Here is a 19,035-nt window from a genome sequence, read left to right as displayed (position 1 = left end):
ACTTACTCCTTAACTTCTATATTATATTATATCCCCATTATTTTACAAACTATAGTATAATTATCTCATGATAACAGTAAAGAAAAAACATTTATGCAAAAATTTAAAAGAAAATCAAATTGTTTTAGATATAGAAACAACTGGTCTTGACTCTTCTGTTGATAAGCTTGTCCTCTTAGGTTTGGTTGAAATTATTAATGGCAAGGCTTATACAATTCAATATTTCGCTGAAGATGATAGTGAAGAGGATAGGCTACTTGATATTTATATCAAAAAAATAAAAAATCACGAGCTTATAACTTATAATGGAGAAATTTTCGATATACCTTTTCTTAATAGCAGACTCATTAAACATAATAGATTTCCTATCCTCCCGATAAACTTGGATTTACTGAAACTCATTAGACCTTATAGGTTCTATTTTGATTTTGAATCATTAAAATTAAGTTATATAGAAAAAATCTTAGGTTTCTATAGAGATGACCCCTCTAGGTACAAAACTATAAGTAAACTTAGTAAAGAAATAAAAACTAGGCAAAATCCTTATCCAATTTTAAAACACAATGAAAATGACTTAATAGCGACAGAACTATTAATACATCTGCCTATTTACTTTGATGAAATAATGAGCATTGAAACTAAACTTGGTAAGCTTACTCTAAAATCTACATCAATTAATAATGATATAGCTAATATAACCTTTTCTATAAATAATTACCAAAATGAAGCCTATTTTGCAAGTTCTACCTATGACTTACACGTTGATACTTATAAGATTAAGATTAATCTCCAAGTCCTATATGGCAAATTGGATAAACAAACCAAGGGATTTGTATGTTTAAATAACTTTATGATAAAAAACGAATCCTCTGTAAAAGTTGATGAACATTTTTTAATTTTAAAGGAAGATAATATTTATAATTACATAAATATCTTGGCTCTTGGCAAAAAAATAATAGAGAATCACCTCTGATTCTCTATCTGCCAATCAATCTCTTTCATATTGTTTTCTTTCAAAAATTTATTAGTTTTAGAAAAAACTTTAGATCCAAAAAAACCCCTATAAGCTGATAAAGGTGATGGATGCACAGACTTTAGGATTAAGTGGTTCTTATTAGTTATAAGCTTTTCCTTAGCCTTAGCATTTGCTCCCCAAAGTATGAATACCATAGGTTTTTCTCTAGAATTTAAAATTTCTATTATCCTATCTGTAAGAATTTCCCACCCAATTCCCTTATGTGAATTTGGACTTTTTTCTCTCACAGTAAGAACTGTATTTAGGAGTAGAACTCCCTGCTCAGCCCATTTTATTAAATTACCATTATCTGGTATGTAACAGTTCAAATCCTCTTGTAATTCTTTGTATATATTTAAGAGGGATGGAGGAATTTCTACACCTTTTTGAACCGAAAAAGAAAATCCGTGAGCCTGTCCCCTCCCATGGTAGGGATCTTGTCCTAAAATCACAACCTTAGTGTCTTCATAGCTAACATATTTCAAGGCATTAAACAAATCATACATGTCAGGATAAACTCTATAATGACTATATTCTTCTAATAAGATTTTTCTTAATTTTTGATAGTAAGGTTTTGACCATTCTTCACTCAAAAGTTTATCCCAATCATTTCCAATTTCAACTGTCAATTAAACCCTCTTTTCTCCATAAAAAAGTATATAAATTACCATCAAAGCACAACCAATAGTTACGAAAATATCCGCTACATTAAATACTGGGAAGTTTATGAAGGCAAATTCTATAAAATCAACAACATACCCCTGTAAAAGTCTATCATAAAAATTACCAATAGCACCTGAAATTATCATAGCAAAGGCAAAATTGAGGATAAAAGGACTTTTCTTTATATTCCTTATAAAATAATATAGAAGATAGAGAACTATTGCTGTTGTAAGAAGAATAAATAAAACTCTCTTATCCTGAAGAATACCAAAGGCAGCTCCCCTATTTTCTAGGTAAGTCAAATTTATTATCGGACTCTTTATTGGATTTTCTATAAAATTATTTACAGCATAGATTTTTGTGAGTCTATCTACTACAATTCCAAATATTATAATTATTATATATATCATATTACCTTCCTATATTCTATATGGTAATTTCCCTTCTTGCTTTGTCCAGTTACTTGGTCAAAAATAAATCTTCCTTCTCGTCTAACAGATACCATCGAACCTTCTTCTACAACAAGGCTTGGATCAGTTATAATTTGAAAATTAACCTTTATTAGCCTTGATGAAATCAAATCTTTTACCTTAGACCTTGACAGATTTAACATCACAGTAAGAATATTGTCAAGTCTTAAAGAAGATACAAATCCACTCAAGTTTTCATAATCAAGCTCGGTTAGATTTAAGTGGTTATCACTTTTGATTTCTAGGTTTATTCCTTCTCTTTTTATCTTAGTCAAGTTGTATTTTATAAAACTTGAATCAGCTTCTAAGACAGCAAATTCTATACATCCATCCAAAATAGATATATCCCCTATTGAATTTCTATCAATCCCAAGATGAAGCAAAGCCCCCAAAACATCAGGATGACCTATGGAAAAGCTATTAAAACTTAGAATCTTAATATAATTTCCTTCAACAAGAGGTTCATAGTAATAATTTGCTACAAATATCTTTCTTTCGCTTTTTTCATTGCCACCAATAAAGAGTATATCTATGCTATTTTTTCTTGCAATTGTTTCTATCACTCTTTGTTCAAATGGATCTAAGAAAAAACTTGATGTTTCTATATGGGTATAATAAGCTTTTTCTAAAATTGCTATAGCCTTTTTAATATTTGATTTTTTTGCCTTATCACTGATAAAATCTAAATTATATACTAAACTCATAAAAAATAAAGATCGATTTAGTAATCGATCTATAGTTGGTTATAATTTCCTTCTGAAATTTGCTTAGTTACTGAGGAGTCAACTTGAACACCCTTAGGACTTATTACAAAAATTCCTTTAGTAACTTTTTCTACAGTCCCATCAAGGGCATAAACCGCACCACTTACAAAATCAAATATTTGTCTTCTTAAATCAGAATCAACCATTTCAAGATTTAAAACAACAACCTTGTTGTCAAGTATATCATCAATTATCTTTGGACCATCTGTTTCATAGTCTAATGGTTCTTGGATAGAAATTCTCATTGAACTTGTATTTGCAAAATTTTTGTTACTCATACTAACCACATTATCTCCTCTTCTTGATGGTTTACTTGTTTTGAATATTGAAGAATCATCACTTTTAAAGCTTTCTGTAAATGAAGGCTTATAGGTGGTTGTGGTGTCTTTCTCCTTGTAGCTACTATCAGCAAAGAACGACCCATAAGTTTGATTTTTTTCTTCTTTCTTAGGTTCAACATCCTCAGTTTTTTCATCTACATCATCATAGTACATTTGATCTTCATCATAGTCGTCGTACTTGTCATCAATACCTATAAATTCTTTAAACCTATCTAGCATAATTACTTCCTTTATATTTTTTATACGTCTTTATAATATTATATCGTAAATGGGAAATTTTTCGAATTAAAATTCATTTTTTAAATCTCTGTTCATTAAATCTTTTACAGATTGACTAGTCTTTTTATTTTCAAACAAAACCTTGTAAAGTTCATTGGTAATAGGCATATCTATATTCTTCTCTTTGGCGATCTCATAAACGGCCCTAGTTGTTGGAATTCCTTCAACAACCATATTGATTTTACTACTTAAATCATCCAAGCTTAATCCTTGACCGATGAGCCTTCCTGCTCTGTTGTTTCTAGAATGCTTACTAGTTGCCGTTACTATTAAATCTCCAATCCCCGCAAGTCCATTTATTGTTCTTGCTTTTGCACCAAACTCATTAGCAAATCTTTCCATTTCATGAATACCTCTTGTAATCATGGCTGCCTTAGAGTTATCTCCATAACCAAGCCCATCTACCATACCAATTCCAAAAGCGAGTATATTTTTAATACTTCCACCTATCTCTACACCAACAACATCTTCGGATGTATATACTCTGAAATATTCTCTTGTAAATATTTCCTGAACAGCTCTGGCGAGTGAAATATCTTTAGAAGCGGCTACAATAGTAGTTGGCATTTTATCAATAACTTCTTCTGCATGGGAAGGTCCACTTAGAATAATGTAAGAAATTTCTCCATAAATATCTTCAAATATTTGAGAAATCCTAAAATGTGTATTTAGCTCTAAGCCCTTAGATAAATTAATAAGAACATGATCCTTAATTATTCTTTTATCTAGTTTTTCATAAAGACTTCTGATATTTTGTGTTGGTATAGCATTAACTATATATTTATTTGCGAACATGGCTTTTAGGTCAGATGTAGCTTTAATACTTTTGCTAAGTTTTTTGTTAGGAAAATACTTTTGATTGATGTGGTTATTGTTTATAGAAGCAACTTGTTCCATATCCCTCGCATAAAGTAAAACATCATACTTATCTGATAGAAGACAAGCTATAGCACTTGCCCAACTGCCAGCACCTATAATTGATATCTGCATAATTATCCTTAAAAAATCCTCTTTTCTTCACCTTTTTTAAGTCTTACAATATTTGACTTGTGCTTGTAGACAATCAGACTTGCAACCAAAATGATTGCAAACGAAATATATGAAATCCCAAACCAAAACAAACCAATAAGTGCACCTAAAATAGAAACAATAACAGATGCAAGGGAGACAATCCTGAAGACTGCTACAATTCCAATAAATATAACAAGTAGAATCAAAGCAAATCTAAAATCGATAGCTAAAAGTGATCCAAAGGCTGTAGCAACTCCCTTACCCGCCTTGAATTTTAGGATAAAGCTATACATATGGCCGATTACCACAAAAAAGAAAGCGAGAGCTTGACCAAGGTCTGCTCCAATTTTCCTTCCAAGATAACAGGCAATAGCTCCCTTTAGGAAGTCAAAAACGAAGGTTATAAAACCAGTAGTTTTTCCAAAATTTCTAAAAGCGTTAGTGGCTCCAACATTTCCAGACCCTAAAGTCCTAATGTCAGTCTTATAGAAAACTTTTCCAATAATGAAACCCGCTGGTATTGACCCCAATAAATAAGAAATTATCGCTATCAAAAGAATCATTTTTTCTCACCCTTTTGTTTAAAGATGAAACTAAAAGGTACGCCTGTTAATGCATAATTTTGCCTGATTTGATTTTCTAAATATCTAGTATATGAAAAATGAACTAATTCTCTGTCGTTTATAGAAAGCAAAAACTTTGGTGGAGCTGTAGCAACTTGGGACATATAGTATATTTTAAGCCTTTTGCCTTTATCATGAGGTGGTGGATTTAATAACATAGCATCTTGAAGGATGTTATTTAATACTCCAGTCTTGATTCTTGTATGGTAATTATTAGATACAACTTCAAAGAGGTCTAAAAGCTTATCAATTCTCTTATTTTCTAAAACTGAAATAAAGACAATCGGAGCGTAAGATGCAAAAGAAAGTGTCTTTCTTATATCTGCCTCTAGGTTTCTCATTGTATTTGTATCCTTGTCTACCAAGTCCCATTTATTAACTGCAATAATTATCGCCTTTTTATTATTGTGAGCATATCCAGCAATTTTAGCATCTTGCTCTGTTACTCCAACATTAGCATCTATTAAGAATAAGCAAATTTCCGAACTATCAACAGCATCGAAAGTCCTTTGGTTGGCATAGTATTCAACATTCTCTTTGACTTTTGACTTTCTCCTAAGACCAGCAGTATCTGTTAATACATAATTATTCCCATTGTAGGTCCAATAGCTATCTACGGCATCTCTTGTAGTTCCAGCGATATCTGTAACAATCATCCTCTCTTCGTTTAATAAAAGGTTTACCAAAGAGGACTTTCCAGCATTAGGCTTTCCTATAATAGCTATCCTAGTCTCATCCTCAATAGCCTCATAAGCAGCAAAATCAATATATGAAACAACCTTATCTAGCAGATCACCAAGACCCTTGCTTTGTTCAGCAGATATCATTGATAGGTCATCAAAACCAAATTGATAAAATTCATATATTTCATCTGGAACCTTAAAGGAATCGAGTTTATTAGCAACAATTAAAACTGGTTTGTTATATTTTCTAACTTCATTAGCTATGTCTATGTCATAAGGGTTAAGCCCTTCCTTACCATCAACTACGAACAAGACAAGGTCTGTTTCTAGGAGGGCCTTTTCTACTTGGGACTTAACTTCCGTATTCATTATTTCCTTGTTAGAAATATCAAGGCCTCCTGTATCTACAAGAAGAAACTCCTTGTTTTGCCACTCGACCTTATCCACAATCCTATCTCTAGTTACACCAGAAATATCTTCAGTGATTGATTTTTTCTTTCCAACAAGCCTATTAAAGAGGGTACTCTTACCCACATTGGTTCTACCGACCAAAGTTACTATTGGCATTGCCATAATTACTCTCCATATCTTAGGAAAAGCAAGGAATACTACCTTTAATGTAGATTATTTCCTAAACTTTTTCCATATCTTAATAATAAACAAAAGTTATCTATTAACAATTAATTAATTTTTCTAACCTTCATTATATTTCTATTTTTCACTTTGTTATCAAGACGTTTTACAAAGACGAGTGAAATCGACAAGAAAACTATAACTGAGAGAAGGGTCAGTAAGTTCATATCTATAGATGTATTTTTTAAAAATACATTAGGCAAAACAGCTCCTATTAATATCATAACTACAGGAAAGATATAAACAAAAGCAGTAAGCTTAGTAACTTCATTATATGAGCCTTCAATCACAACTCTATCTCCCTTTTTAATATCTTCATAGGAGAATAGCTCAATTTCGGTAGTCTTACTTTCTGCACAAGACCCACTTGCAGCACAAGAACCACAAGCTCCATTTCTAAAAATTTGTATGGTTAATTTTCCCTTATTGTTGTCAACTACAATTCCCTCTTTTGTAACTTTGTCCATAATTTCCTACTTTAGCTTAATATTAAGCTCATTTAATGCCTTTTCGTCAACCAAGCTTGGTGCCTCTGTGAGTGGACATGTAGCTGATTGAGTTTTAGGAAAGGCAATAATATCTTTAATATTATCTGTCTTTGCAAATAACATCAACAACCTATCAAGACCATAAGCAAGACCAGCATGTGGTGGTGTACCATATTTAAGCGCTTCAATAAAGAATCCAAACTTATTTTTGATATCTTCTTCTGATAGTTTTAAAGCTTCAAATACTTTTTCTTGGAGGTCAGAATTATTAATTCTTACTGAACCACCACCCATTTCGTCACCATTAATTACGATATCGTAAGCTTGAGTCCTGACTTTTTCTGGTTGAGTCATAAGTAAATCTATATCTTCTTCATTAGGCATAGTGAATGGATGGTGTTGAGCTACATACCTGTCTTCTTCTTCGCTATATTCGAACATAGGGAAGTTTACAACCCAACATAAAGCGTATTCTTTTTCAACCAGGTCATTGTCTTTAGCAACTTTTCTCCTCAAAGCCCCCATAGCCTCAAGAACTGTTCTATCCTTATCAGCTCCCAATAAAATCAAATCTCCATCTTCCATACCAAGTTTTTCTTTGAGTTTTTCGATTATTTCATCTGTTAAGAACTTCTTGATTGAAGATTGAGGGTCAAGAGAATATTTTATATATGAAAGACCTTTTAATCCATAATCTTTGACAAAATCTGTCAACTTAGCAAGTTGCTTTCTTGAATACTTATCTGCTAGATTCTTAAAATTAATGGCTCTTACTGACTTTCCATCACTTGTATTATCAGCGAAAACCTTGAAGTCACTACCAATAAATACTTCACTAACGTCTTCTATCTTATAACCATATCTGAGGTCAGGTTTATCTGAACCGTAGGAATTCATTGCTTCACTATAATCCATTCTAGGAATAGGTAGTTTAAGATCATAGTCTGTATACTTGTCAAAAAGTTCCTTTAGAAGTCCCTCATTCATAGCAATAACATCATCTTGGTTAGAAAAACTCATCTCCAAATCCATTTGAGTGAACTCTGGTTGTCTATTTGCCCTCAAGTCCTCATCTCTAAAACATCTGACAACTTGGAAGTACCTATCAAGTGAGCCAATCATCAAAATTTGTTTTAATAGTTGTGGTGATTGTGGAAGTGCATAAAACTTACCAGAATTTATTCTTGATGGAACTAGATAGTCCCTTGCTCCTTCTGGAGTTGGTTTTGTAAGAAATGGAGTTTCAACTTCTGTGAAGTCGTGATTGTACATATATTCTCTAATAGTCCTTACAATATCACTTCTTAATTTAAGATTTCTTTGAACGGATGGTTTTCTCATATCCAAGTATCTGTATTTTAGCCTTAGATTTTCGCTTACATCATCATCATCTTTTATATAGATAGGTGGAGTCTTTGCCTTATCTAGGATATTGATTTTTTCAGCTATAATTTCAATATCTCCTGTTGGTATTTCTCCATTTTTTGACTCTCTCTCGCTAACCTTTCCCTTAACTTCTAGGACATATTCTTGAGATATACCCCTTGTTCTCTCATAGTTTTCGCTATCTTCTTCTCTTACAACTATTTGAGTAATTCCTGTCTTATCCCTAAGGTCTACAAAAACTAATGAGCCTAGATTTCTTTTTTTTGCAACCCAGCCCATTAGAACTACAGAATCACCAACATTCTCAATCCTCAAGTCGCCACACATATTTGTTCTTTTAAATTCCATACTTCCTCCTACTATACTAAAAATGGATTGTTAGCTAACTCATAAGCCAAGCTAGTTTCTTCTCCATGACCAGGATAAATCTTAGTATCTCCATCATAGCATCCAAGTTTATTTGTTATTGAATTAATTATTTGACTGTAATTACCACCAGGAAAATCAGTCCTACCAATTGAAAGCCTAAATAATGTGTCTCCTGAAAAGATAACATCTCCAAGCTTAAAAGACATAGAATCAATAGTATGCCCTGGGGTTTTTATCGCCTTTATATTATACTCGCTAAATACCTCACCATCTCCTAAATATTTATCTATAGGAACATTTACATCATAAGAATAAGAAAGATTGTAGGCAACATCATTGGCTATATCCTTACTATCTTCTGAAGCATAGACGTCAACTCCATACAGATTTTTAAAATATTCAAGACCCAAAACATGGTCAAAGTGCGTGTGAGTCTGAATGATAAATTTGATTTTTATATTATTATCTTCAACATATTGGCAAAGTCTCTTGCTTGGATAGGCACAGTCAACAATAAATCCCTCATTTTTTTCATCACTTACTACATACATATTTGTCATAACAGGACCTTCAACAAATTTCTTTATTTTCACTAGACTATCCTTTCGCTATCTAAGATTATGGTAACTGGTCCGTCGTTAACAAGGCTTACCTGCATATGGGTTTGAAATTTACCAGATAAAACATCAAAACCTTCTTTTTTTAGGTCATCTATTAGTATTTTATAATATTTTTCAGCCTTACTAGCCTTAGCAGATTCACTAAAAGAAGGTCGATTTCCCTTCCTTGCATCTCCATATAAGGTGAATTGAGAAACTAGAAGTATTTTCCCACAAACATCCTTTAAAGACAAGTTCATCTTTCCATCTTCATCTTCGAAAATTCTTAGATTCGTTATTTTCCTTTTTATATATTCGATATCGCTAACATCATCTGTTTCTTTGACAGCTACTAGAACCATAAAACCATTGCCTATTTCAGATATTAGTTTACCCTCAACTTCAACTTTAGCCCTAGTTACTTTTTGTATTATTGCTCTCATTAATTTTTAATCCTATATACATTATCAACCGTCTTTAATGATTTAAGCTTAGTTATCACATCTGATAGTTGATCCATATTATTTACTTCAATTACCAAATCTACAGTTCCCTGATCTTGATCAGTTCTAGCATTGATTCCCAAAATATTGACATTTACAGTCGACATCATCTTAGTTATATCATAAAGGATTGATGGTGCATTTGATGTAAGAATCTGAATCTTTACTGGGAATTTATCATCCTTAGAGTTTTGCCAATAAACATCTATAAGTCTTTCTGGCGATCTAAGATTTATTATATTGGGACACGTTTTAACATGAACCGATATTCCATTTCCCTTAGTTATGAAACCTATTATAGGATCCCCTGGAACTGGAGTACAGCACTTGGCAAACTTAACTTCAACATTCTCATCAAGGTCACTTACCCTTATTTCACTTGACCCATTATTGGTAATTTGTCTTTTGCTAAAGTCAGATGGTTTACTAACTTCCTCCTGCTTTTTCTCATCAGAGTCGAATTTAAGTAACTTTTGAGTAACTTGTTCAACATTAGTCTTGCCATAACCAATTGAAGCATACATTTCATCTTCACTTGGATATCCCAAGTCTTTACAGATTATATCAAGCCATTCATCTCTCAATATAGCCTTATATCCTTGGCGGAATTTTTTTATATCCTTGATAACAGCATTCTTGCCAAGTTCGACGTTTTCTTCTTTATCATTTCTCTTAAAAAATTGCTTGATTTTATTTTTAGCCTGATTACTCTTTACAATACCAAGCCAATCTCTGGAAGGACCATGGGAATTTTTACTTGTAATAATTTCAACCAAATCCCCTGTTTTAAGTTTATGGGTAAGGGGTACCATCCTACCATTTACCTTAGCTCCCACACACTTATTACCAACTTCTGTATGGATTTTATAGGCAAAATCTATTGAACATGAATCCATTGGAAGTGAGTATACCTCACCAGCAGGTGAATAAACGTAAATCTCTCTTGAGAAGAAATCTTTCTTGAGAGTTTCCATAAACTCATGATTATCCTCATCCTTACCACCTTCTTGTTGCCATTCAACAATCCTTCTTAGAAAACTCATGGCGTCATCAAAGTCTGACTTAGTATTATTATTTTCCTTATATCTCCAGTGGGCTGCTACACCATATTCACATTCTTTGTGCATAGTTCTAGTTCTAATTTGAACTTCAAAAGGTCTAGAATCTTCTCCAAAAACTGTAGTATGCAAGGACCTATATCCATTTGGTTTTGGTTGACCTATGTAGTCCTTAATTCTATTAGGTATCGGTCTCCAAAGAGAATGTACCTTTCCCAAAACAGCATAGCATTCAGCAATAGTATCCACCAGAACCCTAACAGCTGTTAAGTCATAAATCTCATCAAAAGCTATCCCATTTCTCTCCATCTTTTTATTGATAGAATAAAGAGATTTAGGTCTACCAGTGATTTCGAAGTTAATATCTGTTCCTTCAAGAGACTTACTTAGTGATGCAATTATTTCATTGATATAAGCTTCTCTTTCACGTCTTTTGACATTGACCATTTCTGCTAGTTCGTAGTACTTTTCAGGTTCTTGATACCTAAAGCAAAGATCCTCAAGCTCCCACTTGAGAGAATAAATCCCTAACCTATGAGCTAAAGGAACGTATATTTCGATGGTTTCATCCGCGATTTGAATTTGCTTTTTCCTTGTCATGTATTCAAGGGTTCTCATATTATGGAGCCTGTCTGAAAGTTTTATTAGGACTACCCTAACATCATTTGACATAGCCATTACCATTTTCCTGATATTTTCAGCTTGTTTTTCTTCTCTTGATGTATAATTTAGATTTTTAAGCTTGGTAACTCCGTCAACAAGGAAGGTTATTTCCTCACCAAAGATTTCAGCCATCTGTTGCCTAGTAACATCTGTATCTTCCAAAACATCGTGCATAAGCCCTGCACAAATAGTCTGATCATCAAGTTTCATTTCAGAGAGTTTTTTAGCTACAGCAATAGGATGAATATAATAATCTTCTCCAGAATTTCTTTTCTGCCCCCTATGGTGAAGCTCACCAAAATCATAGGCCTTTTTTATTAATTCTATATCAGCCTTTGGGTTATTTTTTAGAATATAATCTTTAAATATCTCATATTCTTTGTTAAAATCAGTCGCCATACAATCACCTTATATCTACTAACCTTATCTGTAAGGTTCTTTTTCCGTTGAATTCATTGATGTCAGGATAATAAACTATATCAATTTTATTGCCCTTAATGGTATTATTAAACTTTAGATTAAGATAATCCAAGTCAGCTACTGCATTAAACTTGATTGCAGTAAAGTATCTTCCATTTTGGTAAAGACTAAGCCTCATAGTATTCTTGTTTTTGCCAATCATTTGGATATCAGCTATATCTACCCCCTTATTAGCAAAAATAGGCCTAGGGTTATCTTTCCCAAATGGTCTTAGTTTATCTAAACTTTCAGCAAATTCCAAAGATAACTTGCTAATATTTATTTGCGTATCAATATTAATCACTTCTTCCAAGTCATCCTTAGTTAGCTTAGATTCTCTATTCAAAAATTCCCTAAAATCACCAACTAATTCTTTTTTTATGGACAAACCACAAGCCATCGGGTGCCCGCCAAATGATTTCAACTTATCATCATATGGAAGAATGGCTCCATGCATATTATAAGTACTTATTGACCTTCCCGACCCTTTTAGTATCCCATCTTCAGATGAATCAGTCAAAACTATAGTCGGCCTGTAATACTTTTCTTTAATTCTTCCAGCAACTATTCCGCAGATACTCTCATCAATCGAAGGTTCATATACTACAATTACATCGTTTTTATCATAGGAATTTTCTTTAACAATATCATCACACTTTTCAAGTCCTTCTTGAGTTAACTTTTTTCTCGTATTATTTAACTCAACAAGGTCTTTGGCAAGCTCGTGAATTCTGTCCATATCCTCTTCCACAAGGAGGTCAATAGCAAGTTTTGCAGTAGATAATCTCCCCGTTGCATTCATCAACGGTCCTATTATAAAGCCTAAGGTGTACTCATCAATCTCCTTCTGCCAACCAGCTTCTTTAAGCAACGCTTTTATAGCATATTTTTCAGTATAATTTAGTCTTTTGAGACCTTCAATTACAAAAATTCTATTTTCATCAGTAAGAGATACTATATCACAAACCGTCCCCATAGCTACATACTCTAAAAGTGAAGCTAAGTAGTCAAAATCCCCATCAAGGTTAGTGTACAAAGCCTGCATCAACTTAAAGGAAACCCCAGCACCACACAAGTCTCTAAAAGGATACTTACTGTCTAACCTATGAGGGTTTATAACACAATCAGCTTCTGGGAGTATTTGGTCAACCCATCCATCCTTATCCTCTTTTTCTATTTGGTGGTGGTCTGTTACAATTACCCTAACTCCATTTGCTTTGAGCTTTTTGACTTGGTCAAAACCAGTAATACCATTATCACAAGTAATTACTAAGCTTACCTTATCTTCTATAGCTTTCTCACTCATACCTTCAGAAATTCCATACCCTTCATCAACCCTATGAGGAATGTCATAGCTTATATTGTCATAATAAAAAAGCATTCCATCAAGAAGGGTCATCACTGAAGCTATACCGTCTTGATCATAGTCCCCGAAGATTCTAATCTCGCCATTATTTTGGATGGTTTCAACTATAAGGTCAACTGCCTTGGCCATATCTGGCAGGCTAAAGGGGTCATGAAGCTTATCTAGGCTCGGATTGATATACATATCTACAAGATTGGGATCTACTATATCTCTATTAGCAAGTACAAGTGCCTGAAGTTTAGTAATCCCTTCTATTTTTAAGTTATTTATGTAATTTTCTTTCTTGTTATATATAAACCAGTTCGCCATAGACCATCCTTTCTTACTATAAACTATACTACTTTAATCTGTCTTATAAAGAAGGGAGGCGACTGCCTCCCTAGATTTTATTCGTCTATTATTGCCTTTACATATTCTCTGCTAATCTTTAAGTAGGAAAATTTTTCATAAGTCCCAGTGGCTACTAGTAGAAAACTTTCTTCAATTTCTATAACTTCACCTATTATACCTGAATTAGTGATAATTTTAGAACCAATTTCAAGGTTATCTTTAATAAATTTTTCATTTTTCCTATCTTCCAAATATTCCTTTATAGAAGTTTCATAAAAATAATATAAAAGAATAAAGATGATTATATATTCAAATTTCATTAATACCCATACTTACTATAAAATTCTTTCTTGTAGTCTAAGAACCTATCTTCCATTATAGCCTGTCTAATATTTTCACACATTTTTAGGAGGAAGTATAGGTTGTGATATGATAAAAGTCTTGCTCCAAGAATTTCATTAACATTCATCAGGTGTCTAATATAAGCTCTTGAATAGTTCTTACAAGTATAACAATCACATTCATGATCTAGGGATGTAAAATCTTCCTTGAATGTTGCGTTTTTAACAACTAGCCTACCATGAGATGTAAGTGCTGTACCATTTCTTGCAATTCTTGTTGGTAATACACAATCTGCCATATCAATTCCTGCCTGAAAGGACTCGAATAAATAATCTGGAGTTCCAACTCCCATGTTGTATCTTGGTTTATCTTCTGGTAGGAAAGGTGTTGTGAAATTTAAAATATCTATCATCTCTTCCTTAGTTTCGCCAACAGATAAACCACCAATGGAATAACCATCAAAGTTCATTGCAGTAGTCTCTTTTGCTGAAATTTCTCTCAAATCTTTAAACATACCGCCTTGAACAATCCCAAAAAGAGATTGGTCAGGATGGGAATTTGCCTTGTGATAGTCCAGACCTCGTTTTGCCCACCTTAAAGTCCTATGCATAGAATGATTTACATAATCATAATCAGCCCTAGCGTCTACGCATTCATCAAAACTCATCATTATATCAGAATGAATATCGTTCTGAATACTTATTGATTTTTCTGGTGTGAAAAGATGTTTGGAACCATCTATATGAGATCTAAATGTTACTCCTTCTTCAGTAATTTTTCTATTATCAGATAGAGAAAAAACTTGAAAACCACCAGAATCTGTAAGAATAGGTCTATCCCAATTCATGAATTTATGGAGACCTCCAGCCTTCATCATAATTTCCATACCTGGTTTAAGATAGAGGTGGTAAGTATTTCCAAGGATTATTTTCGCTCCCATTTCTTTCAAGTCTTCTGGGGTCATTGTCTTTACAGTTCCTAGAGTACCTACTGGCATAAAAATAGGTGTTGGGATATCTCCATGGGCAGTATGGATTACACCAACTCTAGCATTAGTATATTTATCTTTTTTGATTAACTCATATTTTAAAGCCATAATTCTCCTTAATTAATGAACATACAATCACCAAAGCTAAAGAATCTATATTCCTCTTTGACCGCATAATTGTATGCATTTAAAATAATTTCTCTACTAGTAAAAGCTGCAACTAACATTATTAATGTAGATTTTGGCAAGTGGAAGTTGGTTATTACAGAATCAACAACCTTATACTCAAATCCTGGGTAGATAAAAATATCCGTCCAACCTGAATCTTTTGTAATTTCTCCGCATTTTTTGTAAACAGATTCTAGAGTTCTTATACTTGTTGTGCCAACAGCTATGATTTTCTTATGAGCTTTTCTTGCCTCATTAATCATATCGGCAGTTTCTTGGCTAAGAGTGTAAAACTCAGAGTGCATCTTATGATCTGTTATCTCGTCTTCATTCACAGGTCTAAAAGTTCCAAGTCCTACATTTAGGGTCAGAAAGGCAAGCTTAACTCCTTTTTCCTCAATTCTTTTTAGTAGGTCTTTGGTGAAATGAAGTCCTGCTGTAGGAGCAGCTACAGAACCAGGATTTCTTGAATATACGGTTTGATATTCTTCAGGATCCTTTAATTTTTCCTTGATATAAGGAGGAAGGGGCATATTTCCTAGTTTATCTAATATTTCATTAAAAATCCCCTCATAGGAAAATTCAACTATCCTATTTCCATCTTCTTTAATATCAATTACTTTAGCTGAAAGTTCATCTGAAAAAATAACCTCAGTGCCTACTTTCATTTTCTTACCAGGCCTTACCAAAACTTCCCAAGTCTTACCTTCTATGTTGTGTAACAAGAATACCTCAATAGACTCATCCTTATCTTCCCTATGACCAAATAACCTTGCAGGAATTACCCTAGTATCATTCATAACCAGGACATCTCCTGGATTTAGGTAGTCTATCACATCATAAAAATATTTATTTGAAATTTCCCCAGTTTTCTTGTCCAAAACCATCATTCTTGCACCATCTCTTTTGTCTGATGGATGTTGAGCTATAAGCTTTTCTGGCAAATAATAATCAAAATCTTCTGTTCTCATCTTACTCCTCTATCTTCAAACCATAATGTTCGTAAGCCTTCCTAGTTAGAACCCTTCCCCTAGGTGTTCGTGTCAAAAATCCTATTTGCAGGAGATAAGGCTCATATACATCTTCTATAGTTACATTCTCAATTCCTGTCGAAGCTGCTATTGTATCAACTCCTACTGGACCTCCTCCAAAATTATCGTACATAGTCATGATAATTTTCTTATCCATTGTATCAAGTCCCATAGGGTCGATCTCAAGTAGTTCAAGTCCCTTTCTACTCGTTTCGTAATCAATCTTCTCATCGGCTTTAACAATAGCAAAATCTCTTACCCTTTTAAGGAGCCTGTTGGCAATTCTTGGCGTTCCCCTAGATCTTCTAGCTATTTCTATAGCTCCCTTATCATCTATTGGAATATCAAGAATTTGCGCCGATCTTTTTACTATTGTAGTTAAATCCCTAGTATCATAAAGATTTAAAGCAAGCAAAACCCCAAACCTATCCCTCAATGGAGCTGAGAGCATGCCTGCCCTTGTAGTAGCTCCTATTAGAGTAAATTTTTCGAGGTCAATCCTTATAGATTGAGCATTTGGCCCTTTTCCAACTATTATATCTAGGACAAAGTCTTCCATAGCAGAATACAAAATTTCTTCAACCGAGCGATTAATCCTATGTATTTCATCAATAAAAAGCACATCTCCATTGGAGAGATTTGTAAGGATACTCGCAAGGTCTGATGGTCTTTCTATGGCAGGACCACTTGTTACCCTAAGATTTACTCCAAGTTCATTGGCTATGATTGTCGAAAGTGTTGTCTTACCTAAGCCAGGAGGTCCTTGGAGGAGAACATGATCAAGCGGTTCATTTCTTGATAATGAAGACTTGATAAAGATATCGAGTTTCTCCTTAACCTTATCCTGTCCTATATAATCTTTAAGCCACTTAGGTCTTATACTATTTTCAGCAAATAAGTCTTCTACTTGCTCATTACTTCCCACTATCCTGTCGTTTATATCATACATTTAATCACCTAAATCAATCTCTTTAAACTCTCTTTAATAAGTCCTTCAAGACTTAACTCAGAATCCTTCAACTCAAGCAAGACCCTATCAATGTCATTTTTCTGATAGCCTAGGTTTATTAAAGCTTCCTTAGCAACATCAATTTCTTCATTCACCACACTTGTTTGCGAAGCTTTCTTAACTTCAACAAAGTCCATCTTCTTAACCTTGTCAACTAGCTCAAGGATAATTCTTGAAGCTGATTTTCTACCAATTCCTTTTGCTACTGTCAACTTATCAATATCATTATTTAAAATAGCTGTTTTTATTTCATTGACGCTAATTGAAGATAAAATCCCAAGAGCTGTCTTAGGACCAATTGTGGATACACTTGTAAGCAGAGTGAACATTTCAAGCTCATCCTTTGTGTAAAATCCAAAGAGGGATATATCATCCTCCCTAACTTGCATAGAAGTATAAATCTTGTACTCACTATTTATCTCGACATTAGAAAGTGTTGAAAGAGATGAAAATACCTCATAACCCATATTATTATTTTCAATTACAAAACTTTCCTCACCTATAGCACGAATATGCCCAATTATATATGAAATCATTAATTTAACCTGAAACTTTCTTTAAATCTTTGACTAAGAGCATGACAGAGTGCAACAGATAAGGCATCAGCTGCATCATCAGGCTTTGGTATTTCCTTCAAGTTCAATAACTTAGTTATAGTAAGTTGCATCTGCTTTTTGTCTGCCCTCCCATAACCTGTTATAGCCTGCTTAATCTGTAAGGGTGTATACTCATAAATAGGTAGATTGTTCTGTTGAGCACACAAAACCTGAACCCCCCTAGCATGACCTACTGTTATTGCTGTCTTTACATTAGCATTAAAAAACAGTTCCTCAATAGCAAACTCATCTGGATTGAACTCCTTAATTATTTCATGTAAGTTATCATACAGAAGTTCTAATCTCTTACCTGTCTTAGTCTTAGATGAAGTTGTAACCACTCCATTTTCTAATACTTTAACCTTATTATTTTTAAATTCAATAACCCCGTATCCCATAATAGCTATACCTGGGTCGATTCCTAATATTATCATAATCACCAAAATAAAAAGGGCTATAAGCCCTATTGATATCTCTTAAACACTTCTCTAATCAAACCTCTGAAGTAATACTCTGCGTAAGTGTCAACTATGGATTTGTACAAGTATGTAAGTGTTTTTTCATACATTTTTTTCGATTGTTGACTTGTAATATCTTCAGTAAATATTGAGTCTGTATCAAAGCTTAACTGTTTGTGAGTAGTAGTATCTATATTATAAATTTTTTTCATAAGCATCAAGTCTGCATAGACTTTAATGTCTTTATTTAACTCTTTAACAAGGCCCCTATCTTCATATATTTTATCCTTAAAAATCTTACTTATGGCGATAATTTGTGGATCGAATCTATTGTAATAAAAGTTAGTTGACTCTATTAAATAATTAACACCTAGTTCTTCAAGGAGGGTATATTCCAACTTATCTACTGCCTTTTTATCCCTAAATGCTCTAAACTGAGCCTTTATAGATATCACATATTCGTACCTGTATATATCTGAAGATATAAGTCTATCTAAAGAATCGATAACCTGATCAATATCTCTAAGGTTCCAAAAATACTTTTTCAGATTTTTTAAAACATAATCTTTTACATAAAAGCTATGCTTTGAAAAATAGATAAAGTTCTTATCTTGTAACAAAGACATAAGTGTATTTAATGAGTATATATCTTCATTTACTAAAAAATTATATTCAAGTTTTTCAATTATTGGATATTGTTCACTTAAATTTGCCTTCATTACCTATTTACCTCTTATACT

21 protein-coding genes are annotated in these 19,035 nt (G+C 33.1%); 1 reads left to right on the top strand and 20 read right to left on the bottom strand.

Translation table 11 applies throughout. The annotated features are described in order from the left end of the window. Positions 1-67 precede the first annotated feature (67 nt). On the top strand, positions 68-973 hold the full coding sequence (locus Q0W95_RS02695) for a ribonuclease H-like domain-containing protein (RefSeq protein ID WP_297789712.1): 906 nt from the start codon (positions 68-70) through the stop codon (positions 971-973). On the opposite strand, the gene Q0W95_RS02690 is transcribed toward Q0W95_RS02695, so the two are convergent. The 20 genes from Q0W95_RS02690 to Q0W95_RS02595 all read right to left on the bottom strand — a co-directional run bounded on the left by Q0W95_RS02690 (position 964) and on the right by Q0W95_RS02595 (position 19,014). Next, positions 964-1,644: a uracil-DNA glycosylase gene (locus tag Q0W95_RS02690; RefSeq protein WP_297789709.1), complete on the bottom strand. Its 681-nt coding sequence runs from the start codon at positions 1,642-1,644 to the stop codon at positions 964-966. The two genes, Q0W95_RS02695 and Q0W95_RS02690, sit on opposite strands and share 10 nt — an antisense overlap. Then, entirely contained in the window at positions 1,645-2,088 is a 444-nt protein-coding gene (gene lspA / locus Q0W95_RS02685) for a signal peptidase II (protein ID WP_297789706.1), read from the bottom strand. It abuts the gene before it with no gap. Next, the gene (locus Q0W95_RS02680) at positions 2,085-2,852 is read right to left on the bottom strand and encodes a YlmH/Sll1252 family protein (RefSeq protein ID WP_297789703.1); all 768 of its coding nucleotides are present in this window, start codon (positions 2,850-2,852) and stop codon (positions 2,085-2,087) included. The genes lspA and Q0W95_RS02680 overlap by 4 nt, the downstream gene beginning before the upstream one ends. Before the next feature lie 29 nt (positions 2,853-2,881). After that, positions 2,882-3,472, bottom strand: a complete 591-nt coding sequence (locus Q0W95_RS02675; RefSeq protein WP_297789701.1) for a cell division protein SepF — start codon at positions 3,470-3,472, stop codon at positions 2,882-2,884. A 66-nt stretch (positions 3,473-3,538) separates the two neighbouring features. Further along, positions 3,539-4,522, bottom strand: coding sequence for an NAD(P)H-dependent glycerol-3-phosphate dehydrogenase (locus Q0W95_RS02670; RefSeq protein WP_297789698.1), 984 nt, complete (start codon positions 4,520-4,522; stop codon positions 3,539-3,541). Positions 4,523-4,530: 8 nt separating this feature from the next. Beyond that, positions 4,531-5,106 carry a glycerol-3-phosphate 1-O-acyltransferase PlsY gene (plsY, locus tag Q0W95_RS02665; protein WP_297789695.1) on the bottom strand — a complete coding sequence of 192 codons (576 nt, stop codon included), beginning with the start codon at positions 5,104-5,106 and terminating at the stop codon, positions 4,531-4,533. Next, positions 5,103-6,422, bottom strand: a complete 1,320-nt coding sequence (der, locus tag Q0W95_RS02660; RefSeq protein WP_297789692.1) for a ribosome biogenesis GTPase Der — start codon at positions 6,420-6,422, stop codon at positions 5,103-5,105. The genes plsY and der overlap by 4 nt, the downstream gene beginning before the upstream one ends. Positions 6,423-6,529: 107 nt before the next feature. After that, the gene (locus Q0W95_RS02655; protein WP_297789690.1) at positions 6,530-6,949 is read right to left on the bottom strand and encodes a SoxR reducing system RseC family protein; all 420 of its coding nucleotides are present in this window, start codon (positions 6,947-6,949) and stop codon (positions 6,530-6,532) included. Positions 6,950-6,955: 6 nt separating this feature from the next. Further along, on the bottom strand, positions 6,956-8,704 hold the full coding sequence (aspS, locus tag Q0W95_RS02650; RefSeq protein WP_297789687.1) for an aspartate--tRNA ligase: 1,749 nt from the start codon (positions 8,702-8,704) through the stop codon (positions 6,956-6,958). 11 nt (positions 8,705-8,715) lie between these two features. Then, the gene (locus Q0W95_RS02645) at positions 8,716-9,318 is read right to left on the bottom strand and encodes an MBL fold metallo-hydrolase (RefSeq protein ID WP_297789684.1); all 603 of its coding nucleotides are present in this window, start codon (positions 9,316-9,318) and stop codon (positions 8,716-8,718) included. Beyond that, positions 9,318-9,767, bottom strand: a complete 450-nt coding sequence (gene dtd / locus Q0W95_RS02640) for a D-aminoacyl-tRNA deacylase (protein ID WP_297789681.1) — start codon at positions 9,765-9,767, stop codon at positions 9,318-9,320. Before dtd ends, Q0W95_RS02645 begins: the two co-directional genes overlap by 1 nt. After that, positions 9,767-11,947: a bifunctional (p)ppGpp synthetase/guanosine-3',5'-bis(diphosphate) 3'-pyrophosphohydrolase gene (locus Q0W95_RS02635; protein ID WP_297789678.1), complete on the bottom strand. Its 2,181-nt coding sequence runs from the start codon at positions 11,945-11,947 to the stop codon at positions 9,767-9,769. The genes dtd and Q0W95_RS02635 overlap by 1 nt, the downstream gene beginning before the upstream one ends. 4 nt (positions 11,948-11,951) lie before the next feature. Beyond that, complete coding sequence (gene recJ / locus Q0W95_RS02630) at positions 11,952-13,682, bottom strand: single-stranded-DNA-specific exonuclease RecJ (protein ID WP_297789675.1); 1,731 nt, start codon at positions 13,680-13,682, stop codon at positions 11,952-11,954. Between the two features lie 77 nt (positions 13,683-13,759). Then, positions 13,760-14,023 carry a preprotein translocase subunit YajC gene (locus Q0W95_RS02625; protein WP_297789672.1) on the bottom strand — a complete coding sequence of 88 codons (264 nt, stop codon included), beginning with the start codon at positions 14,021-14,023 and terminating at the stop codon, positions 13,760-13,762. After that, positions 14,023-15,141, bottom strand: coding sequence for a tRNA guanosine(34) transglycosylase Tgt (gene tgt / locus Q0W95_RS02620; protein ID WP_297789669.1), 1,119 nt, complete (start codon positions 15,139-15,141; stop codon positions 14,023-14,025). Before tgt ends, Q0W95_RS02625 begins: the two co-directional genes overlap by 1 nt. A gap of 8 nt (positions 15,142-15,149) precedes the next feature. Continuing rightward, positions 15,150-16,172, bottom strand: a complete 1,023-nt coding sequence (gene queA / locus Q0W95_RS02615; protein ID WP_297789666.1) for a tRNA preQ1(34) S-adenosylmethionine ribosyltransferase-isomerase QueA — start codon at positions 16,170-16,172, stop codon at positions 15,150-15,152. A gap of 1 nt (position 16,173) precedes the next feature. Beyond that, entirely contained in the window at positions 16,174-17,181 is a 1,008-nt protein-coding gene (gene ruvB / locus Q0W95_RS02610) for a Holliday junction branch migration DNA helicase RuvB (RefSeq protein ID WP_297789663.1), read from the bottom strand. 8 nt (positions 17,182-17,189) lie between these two features. Then, positions 17,190-17,777, bottom strand: a complete 588-nt coding sequence (gene ruvA / locus Q0W95_RS02605) for a Holliday junction branch migration protein RuvA (RefSeq protein ID WP_297789660.1) — start codon at positions 17,775-17,777, stop codon at positions 17,190-17,192. Then, the gene (gene ruvC / locus Q0W95_RS02600; protein WP_297789656.1) at positions 17,777-18,271 is read right to left on the bottom strand and encodes a crossover junction endodeoxyribonuclease RuvC; all 495 of its coding nucleotides are present in this window, start codon (positions 18,269-18,271) and stop codon (positions 17,777-17,779) included. Before ruvC ends, ruvA begins: the two co-directional genes overlap by 1 nt. Positions 18,272-18,300: 29 nt before the next feature. Continuing rightward, complete coding sequence (locus Q0W95_RS02595) at positions 18,301-19,014, bottom strand: hypothetical protein (protein ID WP_297789654.1); 714 nt, start codon at positions 19,012-19,014, stop codon at positions 18,301-18,303. Positions 19,015-19,035: the final 21 nt, after the last annotated feature.

Origin of the sequence: uncultured Anaerococcus sp., from assembly GCF_947253225.1 — a bacterium.
Lineage (GTDB): Bacteria > Bacillota > Clostridia > Tissierellales > Peptoniphilaceae > Anaerococcus.
Note: the sequence above shows the minus strand (reverse complement) of the source record. Positions and strands in the feature narration are given on the sequence as shown.